This is a genomic window from Candidatus Desulfofervidus auxilii (genome assembly GCA_030262725.1).
Classification (GTDB): Bacteria; Desulfobacterota; Desulfofervidia; order Desulfofervidales; family Desulfofervidaceae; genus JAJSZS01.
This window is the reverse complement of sequence record JAJSZS010000017.1, coordinates 20575-39683: the sequence shown is the minus strand read 5'-3', so window position 1 is coordinate 39683 and position 19109 is coordinate 20575. Positions and strand designations below refer to the sequence as shown.

The 19109-nt window shown below is 30.8% G+C and carries 16 protein-coding genes and 2 tRNA genes; 13 read left to right on the top strand and 5 right to left on the bottom strand.

The annotated features are described in order from the left end of the window. Nucleotides 1-971: 971 nt before the first annotated feature. Together LWW95_09235 and LWW95_09230 are read right to left on the bottom strand one after the other, a co-directional pair. A complete protein-coding gene (locus LWW95_09235; protein ID MDL1957208.1) occupies nt 972-1721 on the bottom strand; it encodes a TdeIII family type II restriction endonuclease in 750 nt (249 codons plus the stop codon). A 31-nt stretch (nt 1722-1752) separates the two neighbouring features. After that, nucleotides 1753-4170 (bottom strand): hypothetical protein, encoded by a 2418-nt coding sequence (locus tag LWW95_09230; protein ID MDL1957207.1) that lies wholly within the window; start codon nt 4168-4170, stop codon nt 1753-1755. 430 nt (nt 4171-4600) lie between these two features. Here LWW95_09230 and LWW95_09225 point away from each other — a divergent pair, with 430 nt between their 5' ends. Continuing rightward, nucleotides 4601-4819: a helix-turn-helix domain-containing protein gene (locus LWW95_09225; GenBank protein ID MDL1957206.1), complete on the top strand. Its 219-nt coding sequence runs from the start codon at nt 4601-4603 to the stop codon at nt 4817-4819. A 73-nt stretch (nt 4820-4892) separates the two neighbouring features. Here LWW95_09225 and LWW95_09220 read toward each other — a convergent pair whose 3' ends face one another. Further along, the gene (locus LWW95_09220) at nt 4893-5477 is read right to left on the bottom strand and encodes a hypothetical protein (protein ID MDL1957205.1); all 585 of its coding nucleotides are present in this window, start codon (nt 5475-5477) and stop codon (nt 4893-4895) included. Between the two features lie 89 nt (nt 5478-5566). Here LWW95_09220 and LWW95_09215 point away from each other — a divergent pair, with 89 nt between their 5' ends. Further along, nucleotides 5567-6658 carry a radical SAM protein gene (locus LWW95_09215; GenBank protein ID MDL1957204.1) on the top strand — a complete coding sequence of 364 codons (1092 nt, stop codon included), beginning with the start codon at nt 5567-5569 and terminating at the stop codon, nt 6656-6658. Here LWW95_09215 and LWW95_09210 read toward each other — a convergent pair whose 3' ends face one another. Continuing rightward, entirely contained in the window at nt 6659-7450 is a 792-nt protein-coding gene (locus LWW95_09210) for a RimK family alpha-L-glutamate ligase (GenBank protein MDL1957203.1), read from the bottom strand. It abuts the gene before it with no gap. A 76-nt stretch (nt 7451-7526) separates the two neighbouring features. Between LWW95_09210 and LWW95_09205 the strand changes: the two genes are divergently transcribed. The 3 genes from LWW95_09205 (at nt 7527) to LWW95_09195 (ending at nt 8113) form a co-directional block, all read left to right on the top strand. Continuing rightward, entirely contained in the window at nt 7527-7913 is a 387-nt protein-coding gene (locus LWW95_09205) for a hypothetical protein (GenBank protein MDL1957202.1), read from the top strand. Nucleotides 7914-7959: 46 nt separating this feature from the next. Beyond that, nucleotides 7960-8034 (top strand) — tRNA-Gly (locus LWW95_09200). A 4-nt stretch (nt 8035-8038) separates the two neighbouring features. Continuing rightward, nucleotides 8039-8113 (top strand) — tRNA-Cys (locus LWW95_09195). Between the two features lie 4 nt (nt 8114-8117). Here the strand turns inward: LWW95_09195 and LWW95_09190 are convergent. Beyond that, a complete protein-coding gene (locus tag LWW95_09190; protein ID MDL1957201.1) occupies nt 8118-8684 on the bottom strand; it encodes a 5-formyltetrahydrofolate cyclo-ligase in 567 nt (188 codons plus the stop codon). 57 nt (nt 8685-8741) lie between these two features. Between LWW95_09190 and lon the strand changes: the two genes are divergently transcribed. The 8 genes from lon to LWW95_09150 are packed head-to-tail and all read left to right on the top strand — an operon-like array spanning nt 8742 to nt 19097. Continuing rightward, nucleotides 8742-11111, top strand: coding sequence for an endopeptidase La (gene lon / locus LWW95_09185; protein MDL1957200.1), 2370 nt, complete (start codon nt 8742-8744; stop codon nt 11109-11111). Next, a complete protein-coding gene (locus LWW95_09180) occupies nt 11092-12330 on the top strand; it encodes a hemolysin family protein (GenBank protein MDL1957199.1) in 1239 nt (412 codons plus the stop codon). Before lon ends, LWW95_09180 begins: the two co-directional genes overlap by 20 nt. Then, nucleotides 12327-13538: a hemolysin family protein gene (locus LWW95_09175; GenBank protein MDL1957198.1), complete on the top strand. Its 1212-nt coding sequence runs from the start codon at nt 12327-12329 to the stop codon at nt 13536-13538. The genes LWW95_09180 and LWW95_09175 overlap by 4 nt, the downstream gene beginning before the upstream one ends. Then, nucleotides 13535-14803 carry a TolC family protein gene (locus LWW95_09170; protein ID MDL1957197.1) on the top strand — a complete coding sequence of 423 codons (1269 nt, stop codon included), beginning with the start codon at nt 13535-13537 and terminating at the stop codon, nt 14801-14803. Before LWW95_09175 ends, LWW95_09170 begins: the two co-directional genes overlap by 4 nt. A gap of 5 nt (nt 14804-14808) precedes the next feature. Further along, entirely contained in the window at nt 14809-16014 is a 1206-nt protein-coding gene (locus tag LWW95_09165) for an efflux RND transporter periplasmic adaptor subunit (GenBank protein ID MDL1957196.1), read from the top strand. 5 nt (nt 16015-16019) lie between these two features. After that, nucleotides 16020-16682 carry an ABC transporter ATP-binding protein gene (locus LWW95_09160; protein ID MDL1957195.1) on the top strand — a complete coding sequence of 221 codons (663 nt, stop codon included), beginning with the start codon at nt 16020-16022 and terminating at the stop codon, nt 16680-16682. After that, nucleotides 16663-17883 carry an ABC transporter permease gene (locus tag LWW95_09155; GenBank protein ID MDL1957194.1) on the top strand — a complete coding sequence of 407 codons (1221 nt, stop codon included), beginning with the start codon at nt 16663-16665 and terminating at the stop codon, nt 17881-17883. Before LWW95_09160 ends, LWW95_09155 begins: the two co-directional genes overlap by 20 nt. Further along, nucleotides 17880-19097: an ABC transporter permease gene (locus tag LWW95_09150; protein ID MDL1957193.1), complete on the top strand. Its 1218-nt coding sequence runs from the start codon at nt 17880-17882 to the stop codon at nt 19095-19097. The genes LWW95_09155 and LWW95_09150 overlap by 4 nt, the downstream gene beginning before the upstream one ends. Nucleotides 19098-19109 lie beyond the last annotated feature (12 nt).

The following is a 19109-nucleotide window of genomic DNA, read 5'->3' as shown; positions in this document are numbered from 1 at the left end:
TCACAAATTCTTTACAAGCAATATTAACAGCTCTACTTTTCTTTTTCTGTCCTGTAATTCTCAATAACTCATCAAGCAGGTCTTTATCCATTGAAACCGTGAATCTCAAAATGTTCTTTTTAGTGTTCATGTTTCTGTCCTTTTAGAATTTTCTCCTTTCATAACATTATAAATATACTCTAAAAAGATGCATTTATCAAATAATATTTTCACCAAATTTAGGCTTAGTTTTATGATTTACAAAAAGATCCTATACTGTAATTACAAACCCACCGATAGAGGTGAGGGAAGAAGTCAATAAGCGGTCAAAGGAAAAGGAAGAATTGGAGAAAAAAACTTGAAGAAATAAGCTTAAAATAAGGAGAAAGGAAAGCACGGTCATTGATTTTGAGATAATAAAGAAAGGATTTGAAGGATTTTATAAGGTTTATCCCTCTCTTGAACTAAAAGAGAGGCAGGCACTGGCAAGGCTGTTTATAAAAGAAGCAAAAATCTTCAATGATAAGGTAGATGTTGAACTGCTTGAGTTTCCAGAAACTTGCCCATCAAGAGCCTGTCCGGATTTTGAAAGAGTCGTCAATCAGGAAGCCATTTTAATGGCTGTTTCAAACTCATTCAAAGTATTTTTCCGACTTACCCGCACAAGGGAGAAAGCAGGAAAAATAAAACTATCTCTTTCTCCTATTCTGGATTGATGATAATGAAGCCCACCCCCAGTGCTCGGACACAAGCCATTTTCGGCTGTCTTCCGTTGCCTGTGCTTCAAGCTTGCCTTTCTTGATAGGCCTCAACTACTTATTTTTACTTGAGCTTATCCTGTTTTTGCAGACAGTTTTTAAGAAAGAAAATATTGGAGATTTAAATTTGCCAAGTCTTTTAAAAAGATTTTAAGGAGAATTCTCTTTTTGTTTGACTTTGTAAAGGGTGGTGTATAATATACAAAGAGTAAGTTTAGGTATTTATAAAAATTTTTATCGAAGTATTCTTTTTATTTCTTCCTTTAACTCTTCCAACAAATTAAGAAGTTCGGCAAATGTGCCGTTTCCTCCTAATTTATCCCACATCTCTTCTCCTAATAGTACTTCTTTATCAAAATCAAATATTTGGAAAACAAAATTATGAGCATATTTATTTTTATGTACAAATGGATTATAAGGGAAACCTATGAAAGCTTGAGGATTTTTATTTTCAAAAAAGGCTCTAAAATAAAGCATTTTCTTCTTGCTTTCAGCACAAACATCTAAATTTGGCCTTGGTGACTTTATTTCCATAAATAATGGGCCATCTTCATGGTCTTGTATGAATATGTCCGCTATTATCTTCCTTTTAACTAAATTACCTCCTGTAGCATTTTTTATTTTGGCCTTTTCTTTTTCAAAATCTGGCTTGATTCTACCTTGTCTTAGATTTGTTATTATTCTTTCTATTACATTTGCTTTTTCTTCTGAAATTTTTCCTTCTATTGGATGGTCAATATAGACTTTCTCATAGTTATCCTTAGCTATAATTCTTGCTATTTCTGGATATATTTTCATTCCTAATGTTGTCACAATTGACCTTTGCAATTTGAACGCTATTATAGCATCATCAGCAAAGAAAAGAGCATGAAATGGAAATGCTTTCTTCAACTCTTCAATTGTAAAATCTCTCTTTTTAACACTTAATTTATTTGCAAAATCTAGCACCAATTTTTTAATTTTTTCTTTTGTTTCTTTTTTCATTTTTTACCTTTGGGATTTCTAAAATGGTTTGTTAAATTTCTGTCCAACTTTTTAACTTTACTTGCCCATTTTTGATGAAATTAAAAGACGTATTGTAAAATTTACATATATATTTTGCTAAGTCCATTCTAACTCTTCCAAATAACTTTTCTAGCATATGTAAAAACAAATTTACCTTCTCTTGAGCGTCTAAATTTTCTATCTCTTTCTCCTTCCCTAATATTTTTAATAAACACATTAATCCAAATATTATGCCTTTAGGAAGTATTTCATTCTTAAAAGCAGATTCCTTATCTTTAAAATCTTGCACTGTTAATCTAGCTGTAGCTGCAGCCATTAAGGTTATAGCTTTTTCCCATAGCTCAATTTCCTCTGTTGACATAATTTTTGCATACCTCAAATACTCATAAACTCTTAAACAAAAATGAAAAACATCATTTTCAATATTTTTTATCTGCTTTGTCTGCTTAGAAGCTATTATTATAATAGTTCGGTTAAGTTTAGGTTCCCCTTGCATACTGACACTTCTTGTTGGATGTTCTGATACAAAAGGATAAAAACTTTCGACTTTAAAACCAGAAATGTAAAGAGAATAAAGGATACTTTCCCAAGCTTCCCATGATTTATGAGTAAACCAAAGAACAAGTTTCCCATCATCATTTAAAATCTTATACGCACTTTTAAAAAATTCTGTCATATTCTTCTTATATTTCTTAACTTCTTCTACATAATTATCTTTTCTTACTATTAACTCATCTTTTCTTGGTACAAAAGAAGAACTGGGATTCCAGTTAATATACTCGTAACTTTTCTTTCCATTTATTTCTTCATTGAAGAAATAACTTCCGATTAAATCTTTTAAAGAAATTCTTGCAAGCATCCAAAAGAATTCACTTAAATCACTGTATATATGTTGATCAAAATATGGAGGATCAACATTAATTAAATCTATTTTTTTGTTTAATAGATGAATTTTTTTAGCATCGAATTGGAATACCTTTATGTTAGTATTAATACCCTCCATTTGCCTACAAAGCTCATCAACAACTGGACATATACCCCCTCCAGTTCTATTTGTTGAGTATGGTTCAAAAACCCATGGCAGATTTTTGTAAGGAACTACTGCTTCGCAATATTCTATATTTAATTCAACTTTTCTAGATCTTGCGTATTGTCCTACAGTATCTCTTATACTTTTATTTGTAGCATTCCAAGTAGTTAGTATGGTATTAAAATCTATCATTTTACTTAATCCAAAGCATAAATACAAAGAAATAGCAGCCCCAAATTCTTTATCTTTTAAAGTAAGCTCTTGAGCTCTCTTCCTAATGTATCTTGTTAAGACTGCTAAAGCTAACAATTGTCTTGGATTAAAAATTTCATACCAATACTCTAATCCCATATTAAGTAATGGAGCAAAAACTTTATTTTGTTTTGGAATTCTATCTATTGGTATATATTCTTTTAGCTCATCTATGTTCTTAACAAGGAACTCGTAAGCATTTATTAGTAGTTTGTTATCACTTTCGCTAGCTTTTATATAATTTCTATCTGTGTCCTTTTTAATAAAAATAGAATGTACACTTAATAACAATTCATAATCAAGCTTACCAGAAAAAATCGAATCCATAAGTCTTTTCTGTTTACTTATCCATTCCTTAAAAAACTCTTCCTTTCTTATTTCAAATTGATTTCCACAGAAGGTGCATTTAATTTTTAAAGTTTTTGCGGTTCTTTTTAAAATTATACCTTCTTTTCTTTTAGAATTTATTATCGGTAAATACTGTTGAGATAGATGCAAATCTAGAAAATCTTTTATTCCCGCCTCTGTTGCTATTAACAAGCTTTTTCTACAAGATGGACAATCAATGCTCTTAGTATAAATATAAGCATCATCTTTTTTATTATAGAAATCTCCTAAATTAATATGTGCAAATTCTATAAGCTTTCTTGCCTCCTCTCTCACAGCATCACTTAACATTTCTTTGAACTTTAATGGATATTCTATAGTTGCCTTTAAGATTAAGTAAGCTATTGGATTATAATCAAAAGCTATTGTTTCTAACCCTGATATTATACTTTCCAAAGGTATTGTACCTCCTCCAGCCATTGGGTCGCATAATATTAATTTCTTATTTATTATTTGGTTAGATTTTGTATAGGATATTAAGGGAGGGTAACCATTTTTAACTTTTTTGTATATTTCATCGAGATTAAATATTGAAACGTGAGAATTTGAAGCTAAAATTATTGAAAATCTTGCAATGCTCCTAGGTCTTCTAGCAAGCCAAGGATGCAAACTTCTTATTTTTGGATCATAGAAAATTTTGGGTGAATCTAAATTCAATTCTTTACATCTGGCAATATAAGATTGCCTTGGTTTATAACTCATTTCAATAGCAGCATCTCGATTAATTTGATAATAAAGTTGAAGTTTTTCTTTATTCATGTTAGTTGTTAAGCTTTTTTAATATTTTTATATTGTATTTTTTCTTTAAAAAATTTTACTTTACCATGCATTAATTATTAAAATTAATCGACTTGCATGCTTAAATTTCAATTAGATCATCCTTATTTGTCATTTATAAATACACAAACTTATTCTTTGATATATTATACACCACCCTTTACAAAGTCAAACAAAAAGAGAATTCTTCTTATAATCTTTTTAAAAGACTTGGCAAATTTAAATCTCCAATATTTTCTTTCTTAAAAACTATCCTGCAAAACCAAGATAAAGTCAAGTAAAAAATAAGTACTTGAGGAAGTCCACCTTGAAAAGGAAAATTTTTTAAAAATAGACTTGACTTTTTGCTTTTGCTATATTTTATTATGCAATGTTAAACAATAATAAGCTCTGGCAAAAAGGAGTTAAAGCTATGAAGGAAGGTTTCTCTGAAATAATGACACTTGAAGAGACCGCAAGATATTTGAAAATAGGAAAATCTACTCTTTATAAGATGGCAAGGAAAGGAAAAATCCCTGCTGTGAAAATTGCTAATCAGTGGAGATTTATAAAAGAAGATATTGATAAGTGGTTACAGGAAATGAGAGATGGGAAAAGCCTAACTATCAAAACAAAAGAATCACAGAAGTAGAAAATGAGAAAAAACAAAGTACTAAAAATTTTATAGAGGAAATTAACTATTGCAGAACAAATTCTTTGCCATTTTATTGCTCAAGTCTCATCTTTTTTAAAATTATGGCTTTGTCTAAGTATTCTTCTTTTTTGTGATTTTTAATGAAATTAATAAGATTTTTAGTTGAATCTGTTAATTTTAAATCCATAATGCTTTTCTTTTTGATCTCTCCTTTGATTAAGCCAGCTTTAATTGCTTTTTTGAAAAAATCATAATTAAAAAGGGATATTGCAAGTTCATTATTTTGATTAATATAATAATGAGCAAAAATATAATATTTTTTAGGCTCACGTTTATCATTGACTGTTTCAATAAGTTGTAAATTTAAAAAGCGTTCTTTATCTATTTGAGATATATATCCTTGTAATTCTAAAGGAGGCTCATCAGAATTATCAAATAAAATAAATTTTAGGTAACCATCATCCCTTTTTAGAATAGCTAAATAACCTTCTTCTTTTACATTATACCAGATGCCTAATAAGTTTGGATCAATTATAGAAGACTGTTTTTCCCCCAAAGGTTTTTGTGAAATAACTATGCATGAGAGAATAGTAACAACAAGAAACAATAAACATAATAATTTAAAACTCAATCTTGCTTTTTTCATTTTTGCCATTAGTTTAAACCTTATAATACATTTACAAAAGAATTCAATGCCAATTTTTTAAAGTTGACACTTTTTCTTATTAACTTTATTTTTTACCCATGCAAAATGATTGTGAATTATTAAAACAAGGATTTAGACCTGGAAAATGTTTAGTGCATAATAGGAAAAAGGGTAGGGCATGTGAATTAACTTTAAAATATAAAGATGGTATTCCTTATAGGCTGATTAAATCTGCTCATCTTTCAAGGCCTGAGCATTATTTTTCAATATATCAATCTGGTTGTAATTTAGAATGTTTAAAGTGTCATTCTTGGAGTTTTACTCAATATGCAGATGGCAAGTGGCTTTCTCCTAATGACATTTTAACTCTAGCTAAAAAATATGCTGAAAAAATAACATATTATGAACCAAGAGAAAGAGCTACTTCATTTCATGCACTTGACCTTTGTAGAGGATGTGGTGTGTGCGTTGAGCCAGATTTTATTCATGTTTTTGAACAAGGAAAAGTTAAAGAAAAATTTTATTTAAAGCCTACGGGGAGAAGAGGGGAGCTGTGTCCTAATAAATTAGAACCAAATCAAATAGTTTTATCACCTCAAGGGCTTGGACCAGCGAGAAATATTATTGCTTTTACAGGTGGAGATTTAGGCTGTAAGCCAGATTTTTATGTGAAATGTGCTGAAAAAATAAAGGAAGAAGGTCTGCCTTTATGGATACTCTTTGAGACAAATGGATATGGGCTTACTCCTAAAAATCTTGACATTTTAAAAGAGGCTGGAGTTGATTCTTTCTGGCTTGATATAAAGGCATATGATCCAGATATTCATAAAAAATTAACAGGTGTTTCAAATGAATGGATTTTGAAGCTACCTGAGGAAATTCTTAAAAGAGACTTTGTTCTTGAGGTCTTAAGTTTATATATTCCAGGTTGGGTTGAGGAAGATCAAATAAGAAAAATAGCAAAAATTATTTCAAAGGTTGATAAAAAAATACCTTTTACAATTCTTGCCTTTTTCCCAGAATATAAAATGAGGGATGTTCCTCCACCAAATTTAAAACAGATGTTAAATGCATATTATGAAGTAAAAGATGCAGGACTTGAAAATGTGAGACTTGGAAATTTAGGTGTTTTTATTAAAAATGACAAAGAGCTTAAGATTTTGTTAGAAAAAGCAAAAGATGCAATTTAGCTATATTTCACCTCTTTCTAGCATCTCAGCTAAGAGTTTTTTGTAATCAATGCCTGCTTTTTGAAATCCCTTTTTTCCATATACCATATTGGCTTCAAGCACATAGAGTTTTCCATTATGAATACATATATCAATACCAACATTATTAAAGTTGCAAAGTTTACTTGTCTTTATAGCTAATTCTATAGCTTCTTCAGGTACAGGGTCAAAGCTTATCTCAGCGCCTTGAGCTATATTACAGCGATATTCATCTTGCTTTTTTATACGCCAATATGCAAGTACTACTTTATAATTTATAAGCACCACTCTAATATCTTTTTCAATTTCTAAATATTCTTGAATATAAGCTATTTTTGTCTTGCGGTTGTATTCCAAAAGATCTTTATCATTCTTAATCAAAAAAACACCTTCACCAAGAGCTGAAGCTCTTGGAATTTTGGCAATAAATGGATAAGAAAAATAATTTAGAATTTTTTTCTTTTGACGTTCACCATAAAATATGCGTGTATAAGGATGAGGAATATTTAATAAATTAAAAAGTGTAGTTTGTTTTATTTTGTCCATTGCATAAGCATAACATTCAAAACTAGGAAATGTGGGTTTTCCCATAGATTTAAAAAGGTCAGCATAAAAACTGGTGGGATAATAAATTTTTTCTGCTTCTCTTATTAATTTTTGCTCCCATGGTTTATAGTCAGAAAAATTAGTTCTTACTCCTAAAGTAATGACTTGTTTACAATGGGCTAAAGAATTGCCAATAGCTACTTTTGGTTTTTTTCCTTTGTATGACATTTAATAATTATAGTCAATTACAATTATTAAGTAAACATTTATTGACAAAAGTCTGTCAAAATGAAAATGTTATAATATGATATTGTTTGATAAGATTCCACTTAAAAATGGGCTTACTTTAGAACTATGGGATGCTTCAAAAGAAGAAATTCGAGGGTTATGGACAGTAAAAGTTATAGCTAGATGCAAAATAGAGATAAAAAAAGAGTATTTTGAAGAATTTAGTTCTGGCTCTGAATGGTATAAACAGTTAATAAAGATAAAAGGAAATTATGTTATTTATGAACAGCAAAAAAAGAAAAGTTTAGTGATTTTTTCTGAAAAAGAACGTGTGTTTAAAATACTTGTAGAAAGATTAAAAAAACATATTTTCCCTTATGTTTCAAATCAGCTTTTTCCTAAAAATGTTATTTTAAAAACATTAAGTGAATTAGTTAAAACCAATTCAACTTATTTTTCATAATTCATTCTCTTGACAAGATTAGCTTAAAGAGATATTTTAAAAAAGAGCGGGAATAGCTCAGTGGTAGAGCACCACCTTGCCAAGGTGGGGGTCGCGGGTTCAAACCCCGTTTCCCGCTCCAAAGAGGCGGCATAGCCAAGTGGTAAGGCAGCGGTCTGCAAAACCGCGATTCACCGGTTCGAATCCGGTTGCCGCCTCCATTTTTTATTTTATTATTCGATTTTCAGTAACAACAATGTCAACTTTCATATCATGGGTTTCTAAAGGTAAGGAATCAGTTAAGCAAATTTCAAAAGTAAGGCCAATTTTAAGAGGTGAAAAAGAGAGATTTTTTAAGAAACGATCATAATATCCTTTTCCATAACCTAACCGTCCACCTTGAAGGTCAAATACAATACCAGGTACTATTACAAGATCAAATGATTTTTCCCAAAGTTTGCATTTTTTTGGTACAGGTTCAAGGATATTTGCGAAGCCAGGTGCTACATCTTCTGGAAAAGAAAAAATCTGATATGGAACAATTTCTTTACCCTCTACCCGAGGCAAGAGAACATTCTTATTATATTTTAAGGCAGCTTGGATGAGAGGTAAGGTATCAACTTCACTTTTATGTGTGACATAAAGCATAACTATTTTTGCATTTTTCCATTCATGCAATGTTAAAACTTTATTACAAATTTGAATACTTTTTTGTTTTCTTTCTAAATGAGAAAGTTTTTCACGATAACTGCTATAAATTTTTCGGAACTCTTCTTTTTTGGTAACCGACATGATAGAAATAACAATATATGTTCTTGATATTATTGGCAAGGAGATTGCGAAGATAAAATGCAGGATTTTTTAGAAGAAAAAGAGATTGTAGTCGGTGAATTGTTGCCAGTTATTCCTATGAAAGATTTAGTAGTATTTCCTTCTATGATTCTGCCTATTTTTATTGGACGTCCTATATCTTTAAAAGCAGTAGAAGAAAGTTTAGTTAAGGATAAATTAATTCTTCTTATTACTCAAAAAGAACCTACAATAGAAAATCCTACCCCTCAAGATCTTTATGAAGTAGGTACCATTGCTTTAATCATGCGTCAATTAAGATTGCCAGATGGTCGGCTTAAGTTGTTAATACAAGGATTAACCAAAGCTAGGGTAAAAGAATATATACAGATTTCCCCATTTCTTTTAGCAAAGATTAAAGTTCTAGAGGATAAAAAAGTTTCTGAAATCACAGTTGAAATAGAAGCATTGATGCGAAATGTAAAAGAGCAAAGTGAAAAGATTCTTTCTTTAAAAGGACTGGATTATGAAGATATTTTTGCCATTATTAGTCAAATAGATGATCCAGGACAATTAGCTGACATTATTGCTTCAAATTTAAGATTTAAAGTAAGTGAAGCACAAAAAATTTTAGAAATCCTTGAGCCTGTAGAGCGTTTGCGCAAAGTAAATGAATTATTGGGTAAGGAATTGCAAGTTTCTAAAGTACAAGCAGAAATTCAGTCAGAAGCACGAGAAGAAATGGATAGAGTTCAAAGGGAGTATTTTCTTCGTGAACAATTAAAAGCCATTAAAAAGGAATTGGGTGAATATGATGAGTTTGATGAAGAAATAGAAGAATTTCGTGAAAAGATTGAAAAGGCTAAAATGCCTAAAATAGTAAAAGAAGAGGCATTTAAACAGCTTGAACGTTTAAGTATGATGCATCCAGATTCAGCTGATGCTAATGTTATACGGACTTACTTAGACTGGTTAGTAGAGCTTCCGTGGAGAAAGAGTACAAAAGACAAATTGGATATAAAAGAAGCCAAAAAGATTTTAGATGAGGATCATTATAATTTAAAGAAAGTTAAAGAAAGGATTCTTGAGTATTTAAGTGTAAGAAAATTAAATCCTCATGCTAAAGGAGCAATTCTTTGCTTTGTTGGCCCTCCTGGAGTAGGCAAAACTTCTTTAGGTAAGTCTATTGCTAGAGCATTAGGAAGAAAGTTTGTGCGCATTTCTTTAGGTGGAATTCGAGATGAAGCAGAAATTCGTGGTCATCGTCGCACATATATTGGAGCTATGCCAGGACGTATTATTCAAGGCTTAAAACAAGTTGGTTCAAATAATCCTGTGTTTATGTTGGATGAGATTGATAAAATTGGCACAGATTTTAGAGGTGATCCTGCTTCTGCCCTTTTGGAAGTACTTGATCCTGAACAAAATACCAATTTTAGCGATCATTATTTAAGTGTTCCTTTTGATTTGTCAAAAGTAATGTTTATTACTACTGCTAATCTTATAGACCCTATTCCTTCGGCCTTAAAAGATCGGATGGAGATTATTGAAATTCCAGGCTATTCAGAAGAAGAAAAACTTCAGATTGCTTTAAAATATCTTTTACCAAAGCAGCTTAAAGAACACGGTCTTAATCAAAAAGATTTAAAAATTTCCTCAGAAACAATTAAAAAGATTATTAGTAATTATACAAGAGAGGCAGGGGTAAGAAATTTAGAAAGAGAAATTGGGGCTATTTGTAGAAAAATAGCAAGGAAATTAGCAGAAGGTCAAAAAGGGCCTTTCAAGGTTACTCCATCTAATCTTCATCAATATCTTGGGCCGCCTAAGTATCTACCTGAGATTGAAGTAGAAGAAAGTGAAGTAGGAGTAGCTACTGGATTAGCTTGGACACCTTATGGTGGAGAAATTTTAAGAGTAGAAGTAACAGTTTTAAAAGGTAAAGGGAATCTTATGCTTACAGGCCAGATGGGAGAAGTTATGCAAGAGTCTGCTAAAGCTGCTTTGAGTTATGTTCGTTCACGTGCAAAGGCATTGGGATTAGCAGAAGATTTTTATGAAAAGATAGATGTTCACATCCATGTACCTGAAGGGGCAGTACCAAAGGATGGGCCATCAGCTGGTATTACAATGGCAGTAGCATTGATTTCGGCACTGATTAATAAACCTGTTAATAAAGAAATAGCTATGACTGGTGAAATTACCTTGCGTGGTAGGGTCTTGCCTGTAGGGGGTATTAAAGAAAAGGCATTAGCAGCAGCAAGGGCAAAAGTTAAATATATAATTTTGCCTGAAAGAAATAAAAAAGACTTAATTGAAGTACCATCTTCAGTAAAGAGACAACTTAAATTTATTTTTGTTAAAAATATGGATGAGGTGATTGAGCCAGCTTTAAATATAAGATTAAAAAATGGAAATTATTTATTTTAAGTTAATCCTTATTTTCATCCTTTTATGTTTTTCTGCTTTATTTTCTAGTTCAGAAACAGCTCTTTTTTCACTCACTCGTTACCAAATACTAAAGCTTAAAGAGACTAAAAATGGAAAAATAATAGCTTCTCTTTTAGAAAAACCTGCTCATTTACTTATTTCTATTCTTATTGGCAATGAAAGTGTTAATGTTACAGCTTCAGCTTTAGCTACCTCTGTTGCTATTGCTCTTTATGACGAAAAAGGAAAATGGATTACGCTTGCTGTAATGACACCGATTTTATTGCTTTGGGGAGAGATTGTTCCTAAGGCATTTGCTCTTACAAAAGCTCCTAGTTTTTCTTTAAAAATAGCTCCATTTATTAATTTCTTTGTAAAATTAGTTACTCCTATCCGGAATTTTATTAGATATGTGGTGAATATTGCACTTTATCCTTTGCCTGCTGTTTCTAAGGAAGAACCTTGTTTTTTAGATAATGAATTTTTACAACTTTTAGAAAGCGCTTCTCATGAAGATGGGTTTAAGATTATTGAGAGAGAGTTTATAGCCAATCTTTTGCGCTTCAGACATAAATCTGTATCTGAAATTATGGTGCCTCGTCCAGATATGTTTATCATTTCATTAGATACACCAATTAAAGAGTTAAAAAAGCTTCTTAACTATCAATGTTTTTCAAGGATTCCTGTATATGATAGGGATCCAGATAATATTATTGGTATCCTTCATACAAAAACTTTATTGGGATTAAATAAAATTGAAGGAACTGTAAAGGATTTAAAAGAAAAATTTATTCAACCTTATTTTGTTCCGTCAACTAAAAAAGGAGAGGAGCTTTTTTGGGAAATGCAAAGAAAAAAAATAGCTATGGTTATGGTTGTTAATGAATATGGTAGTGTAGTAGGTCTCATTACAATGGAAGACTTATTAGAGGAATTGTTTGGAGAGATATATGACGAATATGATATGGCTGAAAAATGGTATAAAGAGATAGCTCCTTATAAATATAAAGTGATGGCAAAAATGTCTTTAAAGGATTTTAACTATATTTTTAAAACAAATCTTAAAGCAGAAGAAGATACAGTAGGAGGACTCATTTTAGCTCATTTAGGTCGTTTGCCACAAAAAGGAGAAACAATACAAATTGAGAATCTTAAGTTTACAGTAATTGGTCTTAAAGGGAGGAGGATTACAGAGCTTATAGTAGAAAGATTAAAATGATAGGAGTTATTCTCTTTTTCATACTGCTTTTTTGCGAAGGTTTTTTTTCTGGTTCAGAAATTGCTATTGTTTCAGCTGATCCAAAATACCTAAAAGCTAAAGGGGCAAAGGAAGCTTTAAAATATCTACAACAACCAGCCCATTTTTTGGCTGTTACTCTTGTTGGTACTAATTTAAGTGTTATTACAAATACTGCTTTTACTACTGCTTTTTTAATTAAACATTTAGGAGTAACTGGGGAAATATTATCTATTTTTGGATTGCCACCTATTCTTTTGATATTTGGTGAAGTTATACCTAAAACTATCTGTCGTCGTTATCCAAATATAATTGCTCCAAAAGTAGCAATTGGTTTAAAAGCTGCCAGCTTTCTTTTAGCTCCTCTTGTTATTGTATTTTCTTTTTTTACTGAAAAATTATTAAAGTTAACAGGCAGTAAAGGACTTCATAAAACTTCTTTTTTTACTAGAGAAGAATTAAAGTTTTTACTTCAACAAGATGAATTAGAAATTGCTCTTACTTTAAAAGAGCGCCAACTATTAAGACGTCTATTTACATTTACAGAAATAGCTGTTAAAAGGGTAATGATACCACTTGTTGAGGTTACCTCTATATCTGATACAGCTACTATAAAAGAGGCATTGGATCTTTTTTCTAAATATCGCTACACACGATTGCCAGTTTATAAAGAAAGAGTAGATAATATTGTTGGCATCATTCACTATTATGATTTTATAAATTTTTCTGACTTAAAAGCTAATATTAAACCGTATATGAGAAATGCCTTTTTTGTACCAGAAACAAAACCTGTACATGTCCTTTTAAAGGAAATGCAAAGAGAAAAACAGCCATTGGCAGTGGTAGTAGATGAATACGGTGGGGCAGTAGGTATTGTAACTATTAAAGACCTTTTAGAGGTAATTACTGGAGAGATAATGGATGAGGATGAGAGAGAATTGTCCTTTTTTGAAAAAGTAAGTGAAAATAGATATTTAATTAAAGGTCGTATGGAAATAAATGAGATTAATGAAAATTTACCTTTTACCCTTCCTAAAGGAGATTATGAAACTTTAAATGGTTTTATCATAGATTATCTTGGGAAAATTCCAACTGTAGGAGAAAAATTTTATTATAATAATCTTACTTTTATTATCCGTCGAGCTAATCCTAGATGTGTTGAAGAAGTAGAAGTGATTATTGGAAGATGATTGAGGACCTTAAAACAAAAATATTTATTCTTATTTTTATTTTTTATCCTTTTTCTTTATGGGCACTTACTTTACAACAAGCTATTTCTTTAGCAATGAAAACATATCCTCCATTAAAAGAGAAAATTCATTTAAAAGAAAAGACACAATTTCTTTATAAAGCAAGCTTTGATCCTTATTTTCCTACACTTTCCTCAGAATTTTCATATGAACGTACATTTGAGAGCTCTATGCATACAATAGGAAGGTTGTGGGATAATCAATATACGTTTGGTTTGACAATTTCTTATAGATTATTTGATGGTGGTTATCGCTGGAGTCAAAGGCAACAAAGTGCTTTTGTTTTTGATCAGGCTATTGCAGAGATAGAAATAATAAAGAATGATTTAAAATTTTTAGTTAAAAAAGCCTTTTATAAATGTCTTGCTATGAAAAAAATTTGGGAAGTGCGAAAGGAGGCAGAAAGTATTGCTAAAAAAAATTATGAGTTGGCAATGGCAAGAAGAAAAGTAGGAGTAGCAATGTTATCTGATGTCACACAAGCACAAGTACGTTATACAAATGCCCGTATGGAGACATTAACTGCTAAAAAAGATCTTGAGAAAGTAGAAGGTGATTTAAATAGTTTAATAGGCTGGCCTTTAAATAAATCTATAACTTTAGAAGGGAAGCTAAATCATAAATGGATAAATGTTAATTTTTCTGTTTTAAAAGAAATGGCTTTTAAGTATCGTCCAGAAATAAAAAAACAGCTTCTTGAAGTTAAAAAAGCAGAGGTAGCTATAAAAGGATATCGTAGTGCTTATTTCCCAAAACTTGACACAAAATTAAGTTTTTATCGATTTGATAATGAACCAGCATTAGGAGAAAAAGAAGCTGTATTTCTCGTAAGTCTTTCTTATGATTTGTTTGATGGTTTAGGTAGATATTACAAAGTGAGTGCGCAAAGACGGACACTAAAAGCAGAACAGGCAAAGCTTGATGAGATTAAACGAGAAATTTCTTTAGAAATTTATCAAGCTTATAAAGATTTAGAATTAGCATTTGCTAATATGAATATAGCTGCTGAATTAGTAAAGGAAGCAGAAGTAAATTACAATCAGGCTTATGGTGAATACAAGGTAGGGAAAGGTGATATTATTTCTCTTATTCAAGCAGAAATGAATCTAGCAGAAAGTAAGGTTAAATGGGTAGAACAAATATTAAATTATAATATTGCTATTAGTGCTTTAGAAAAAGCAGTATTTGCCGAAATTCCAAAGTGAATTTAATGAAAAAATTTTTTCTTTCTAGCTTCATAATAATTATCATCATAACAATAATTATTTTCTTTTTGCAAAAGCCAACAAAGCCAAAGATTATAAAAACAGCCAAAGTTTTTCGCGGTAATTTAACTATTTTTGTAGAAGAGACAGGTATTGTTAAACCTCAAGTAGGGGCAATTGTAAAAGTAGGTACTCGAGCTACTGGTCTTCTTACCTATTTGCCTTATCAAGTAGGAGATTATGTAAAAAAAGGGGAGTTATTAGCTAAAATTGATGACAGAGAGATTTTAGCAAATTTAAATAGCGCAAAAGCAAGCCTTAAAAATACAGAAGCACAACTTCGCTTGATTGATACTACTTATCCTTTAAGAATTGAAGAGCAAAAAGCTCGTATTCAGGCAGCTAAAGCTCGTTATGAATATGCCAAATTAAATTTATCTAGAGAAGAAATGTTATTAAAGCAAGATTTTACTACTCAAGATAGTGTTGATAGGGCACGTAAGGAAAGAGACATTGCTTGGGCAGAATATCAAGTAGCTTTAAAAACACTTGAACGTCTTAAAGAAGAATATAAAAGGAAACGTCAGGCATTACTTGCTGAAATTGCTGAAAAAAAAGAAAGGATAAAAAGCCTTGAAGTCCAACTTTCTTATACTAGAATTTATGCTCCTATTTCTGGATATGTATCTCAAGTTTCAACACAACAAGGTGAAACTGTAGTAGCAGGTCTTACAGCTCCTAATTTGATTACCCTTATAGATCCTACTAAATTAGAAATATGGCTTTATGTAGATGAAACAGATATTGGCTTAGTTACTCCAGGAAAAGAAGTTCATTATTATGTAGATGCCTATCCTGATAAATGGTTTTTTGGAAAAATCTCTACTATATATCCAGAACCAGAAGTAAAGGAAAATATTGTTTATTATTTAGCCATTGTTAAAGTTTCTCCAGAAGATGCAAAATTTATTCGTCCAGAGATGACTGTTCATGCTAAAATTATAACAGAGGTAAAAAAGAATGTACTTCTTATTCCTAAAGAAGCTCTAAAATTTGAAGAAGGAAAGCCTGTAGTTTATCGGGTAGAGAAAAATAAACTTATACCTATATCAGTAAAAATTGGTGCACGTGGAGAAAAAGAAATAGAAGTCCTTTCTGGTTTAAAAGAAGGTGATGAAATTGCAATTGATTTTTCCCTACCTAAAAGGTGATGCCTATTATTTCTTTGAAAAATATAAAAAAAATATACACATTAGGAGAAAGAAAAATAGAGGTACTTAAAGGTATTAATTTAGATGTAGAAAAAGGAGAGTTTCTTGCTATTATGGGTGTTTCAGGATCTGGCAAAAGTACACTTTTAAATATCATTGGTCTTATGGATATACCTACTAGCGGAGAATATTATCTTATGGGGGAATTAGTAAATCAATTAGAGGATGAAAAACTTTCTCAATTAAGAAATGCTTATATTGGTTTTGTATTTCAACAATTTTATTTAATAGAATATTTAAATGCTTTAGAAAATGTGCTTTTGCCCTTGCTTTATAGTAATAAAAGTTTTCCCAAACCCAAACAAAGAGCAAAAATTTTATTAGATAAAGTTGGACTCTCTGGACGCTATTCAAGTAAACCTTCTCAACTTTCAGGTGGAGAACAACAGCGAGTAGCTATTGCACGTGCCCTTATTAATGATCCTGAAATTATATTAGCTGATGAACCTACAGGTCAGCTTGATTATCAAACTGCTAATAGCATAATGGACATATTTGAACAATTAAATAAAGAAGGAAAGACCATTATCCTTGTTACTCATGATCCAGAAATGGCAGCAAGGGCAAAAAGAATTGTAAAAATAAAAGATGGGAAAATTTTTTATTAAATTATATCTTTTTTTACGAGAAATTTTTGCCTCAATTTCTTTTTATCGATTAAGGTTTTTTTTCTCTATTTTAAGTATTTCTCTTGGTGTTGGTACTATGGCATTAATTATCGCAGCTACTGAAGGCGCCAATAAAAAAGCTTATAAAATATTTGGTATTTTTGGGCCAGATGCTATTTTAATAATTGGAGGAGGTGAAAAGAAAGAGATACGTCAGCATACTTATACACTTACTTTAGATGATGTAAATGCTATTAAACATCATATTTCTGGTGTTTATGAAGTAATACCTATGGTGTTTGTAAGATCAGTTCTTGTTAAGTACAAAAATAAAAAATGGGAAACCAGAGTACTCTTAGGTACAATACCTGATTATTTTCCCTCTTGGAAATGGTCAATAATAGAAGGAAGTGCTTTTACAAAAGAGGATGTTGCTTTTAAAAGAATGGTAGCAGTATTAGGAATTAAGGTAAAAAATGAAATTTTTGGAAATGATTCTCCTATAGGTCAAACTATTATTATTAATGGACGTCCAGTAAAAGTAATAGGTGTGCTTGCAGAAAGGGGAGGGGCAACTGGAAGAAAACATTTGGATGATAGAGTAGTCATGCCATTAACTACAGTTATGGATCGTTTTTTAAATGAAGATAAGTATATAAATCTTATTCGGGTTCGCACACATAGTGATTTAAAACAAACAGCAGAAAATATTCGTAAACTTTTGAGATATCTTCATCAATTAGGCCCTATTGAAGAAGATGATTTTCGAATGTTTACAGCAGAAGAAGTATGGCAATTTTTAAAAATATTTTCTGGAAGTCTTATATTGTTTTTAGGTACAGCTGGTTTTATTGCTCTTATAGTAGGAGGATTCATTTTAGCAAATCTTTCCTATTTAGCTATAAGACAAAGGGCTAAAGAGATTGGTATCAAAAGAGCATATGGTGCAAAAAAGATTCATATTGCTTTTTCTTTTTTAACAGAAATTATTTTTACAACACTTCTAGGTGGTGGATTGGGAATGATATTTGCATTAATTGGAGGAATAATTTTAGAAAAATTTGGTAAAATACCTATGTTTTTTTCTTTAAAAGTTTGGTTGCTTGCATTAGGATTAAGTTTAATAATAGGTCTGTTTTCAGGTTTAAAGCCAGCCTTAAAAGCTGCTCACTTAAAGCCAATTGAGGCTATTAGAGGATGAAAAATAAAATTTTTTTAAAAAATATTTTTCAAGTATTAATTCTTCACAAACGACGGACATTGCTTTCTATGCTTGGTGTTCTTTTTGGTATTTTGGCATTAGTAACAGTAAGTCATATTTCAATAGCTATGAAAAAACAAATAAAAAATACATTGGAAAAATTTGGACCAAATCTTGTTGTTGTTCGAGCTGGTGAAGTAAGAATCACAGGACGAGGTATACGCCAATTTAGCACTGCTCAAACTTTAAAACTTAATGATGCAAAAGCAATTAAAATGACAATAAATGGTGTTAAAAGAGTTGTGCCTTTGGTTGAAGCAATGTTTCCTTTAAGATATAAAGGGACAATAATGTGGACAAAGCTTATTGGTGCTACAAATGAGATTAAAGATTTAAGAAATTTGATGCTTGAAGAAGGGCGTTTTTTTAATAAAGAGGAAGAAAAATTAGGTTTAAGAAAAGTAGTCTTAGGCTATAAAGTTTGGAAAACACTTTTTAATGAAAAGGGGGTTTTTGGAAAGACTCTTTTAATCAGACGTGTACCCTGTGAGATTATTGGAGTATTGGCACCAAAGGGTGCTGATTTAGCAGGCGAAGATTTAGATAATGTAATTTATCTTCCTCTTAAGACTGTTATGACTCGATTCTTAAATGTAGATTATCTTTCTGCTATTTTAATAGAAACTGTTAATGAAAAAGATATGCTAAGAATAAAAGAAGATATAAAAAATCTTTTACGTCAAAGACATAAAATAGGCCCTTTAGAAGCAGATGATTTTACTATTTATGCATTAAAAGATTTAACTGAAACAAAAGAAAAAGGACTTGCTCTTGTTTCCCTTTTAAGCAAAATGGCTGCAATTATTTCCTTTATTATTGGTGGTATAGGTATTTTTGCCTTAATGCTTCTTTCTGTTGCAGAAAGATATTATGAAATAGGTATTCGTCGGGCAGTAGGAGCAAAAAAAATAGATATTCTATTACAATTTTTAGGAGAAGCTATATTTATTTCTTTTAGTGGAGGGATAGGAGGAATAATTTTAGGTTTGATGATTGCCTGGACTGTAAGTTTTATTGCTAATATTCCATTAGTTTTAAGTTTTATTCAAATTATTTTATCTATAATTATTAGTTTAGGACTTGGTATAATAGCTGGAGTTTATCCTGCCTATTTAGCTGCTTCTTTACCACCTTTAAAAGCATTTCAAGGATAATTTGTTGACTTT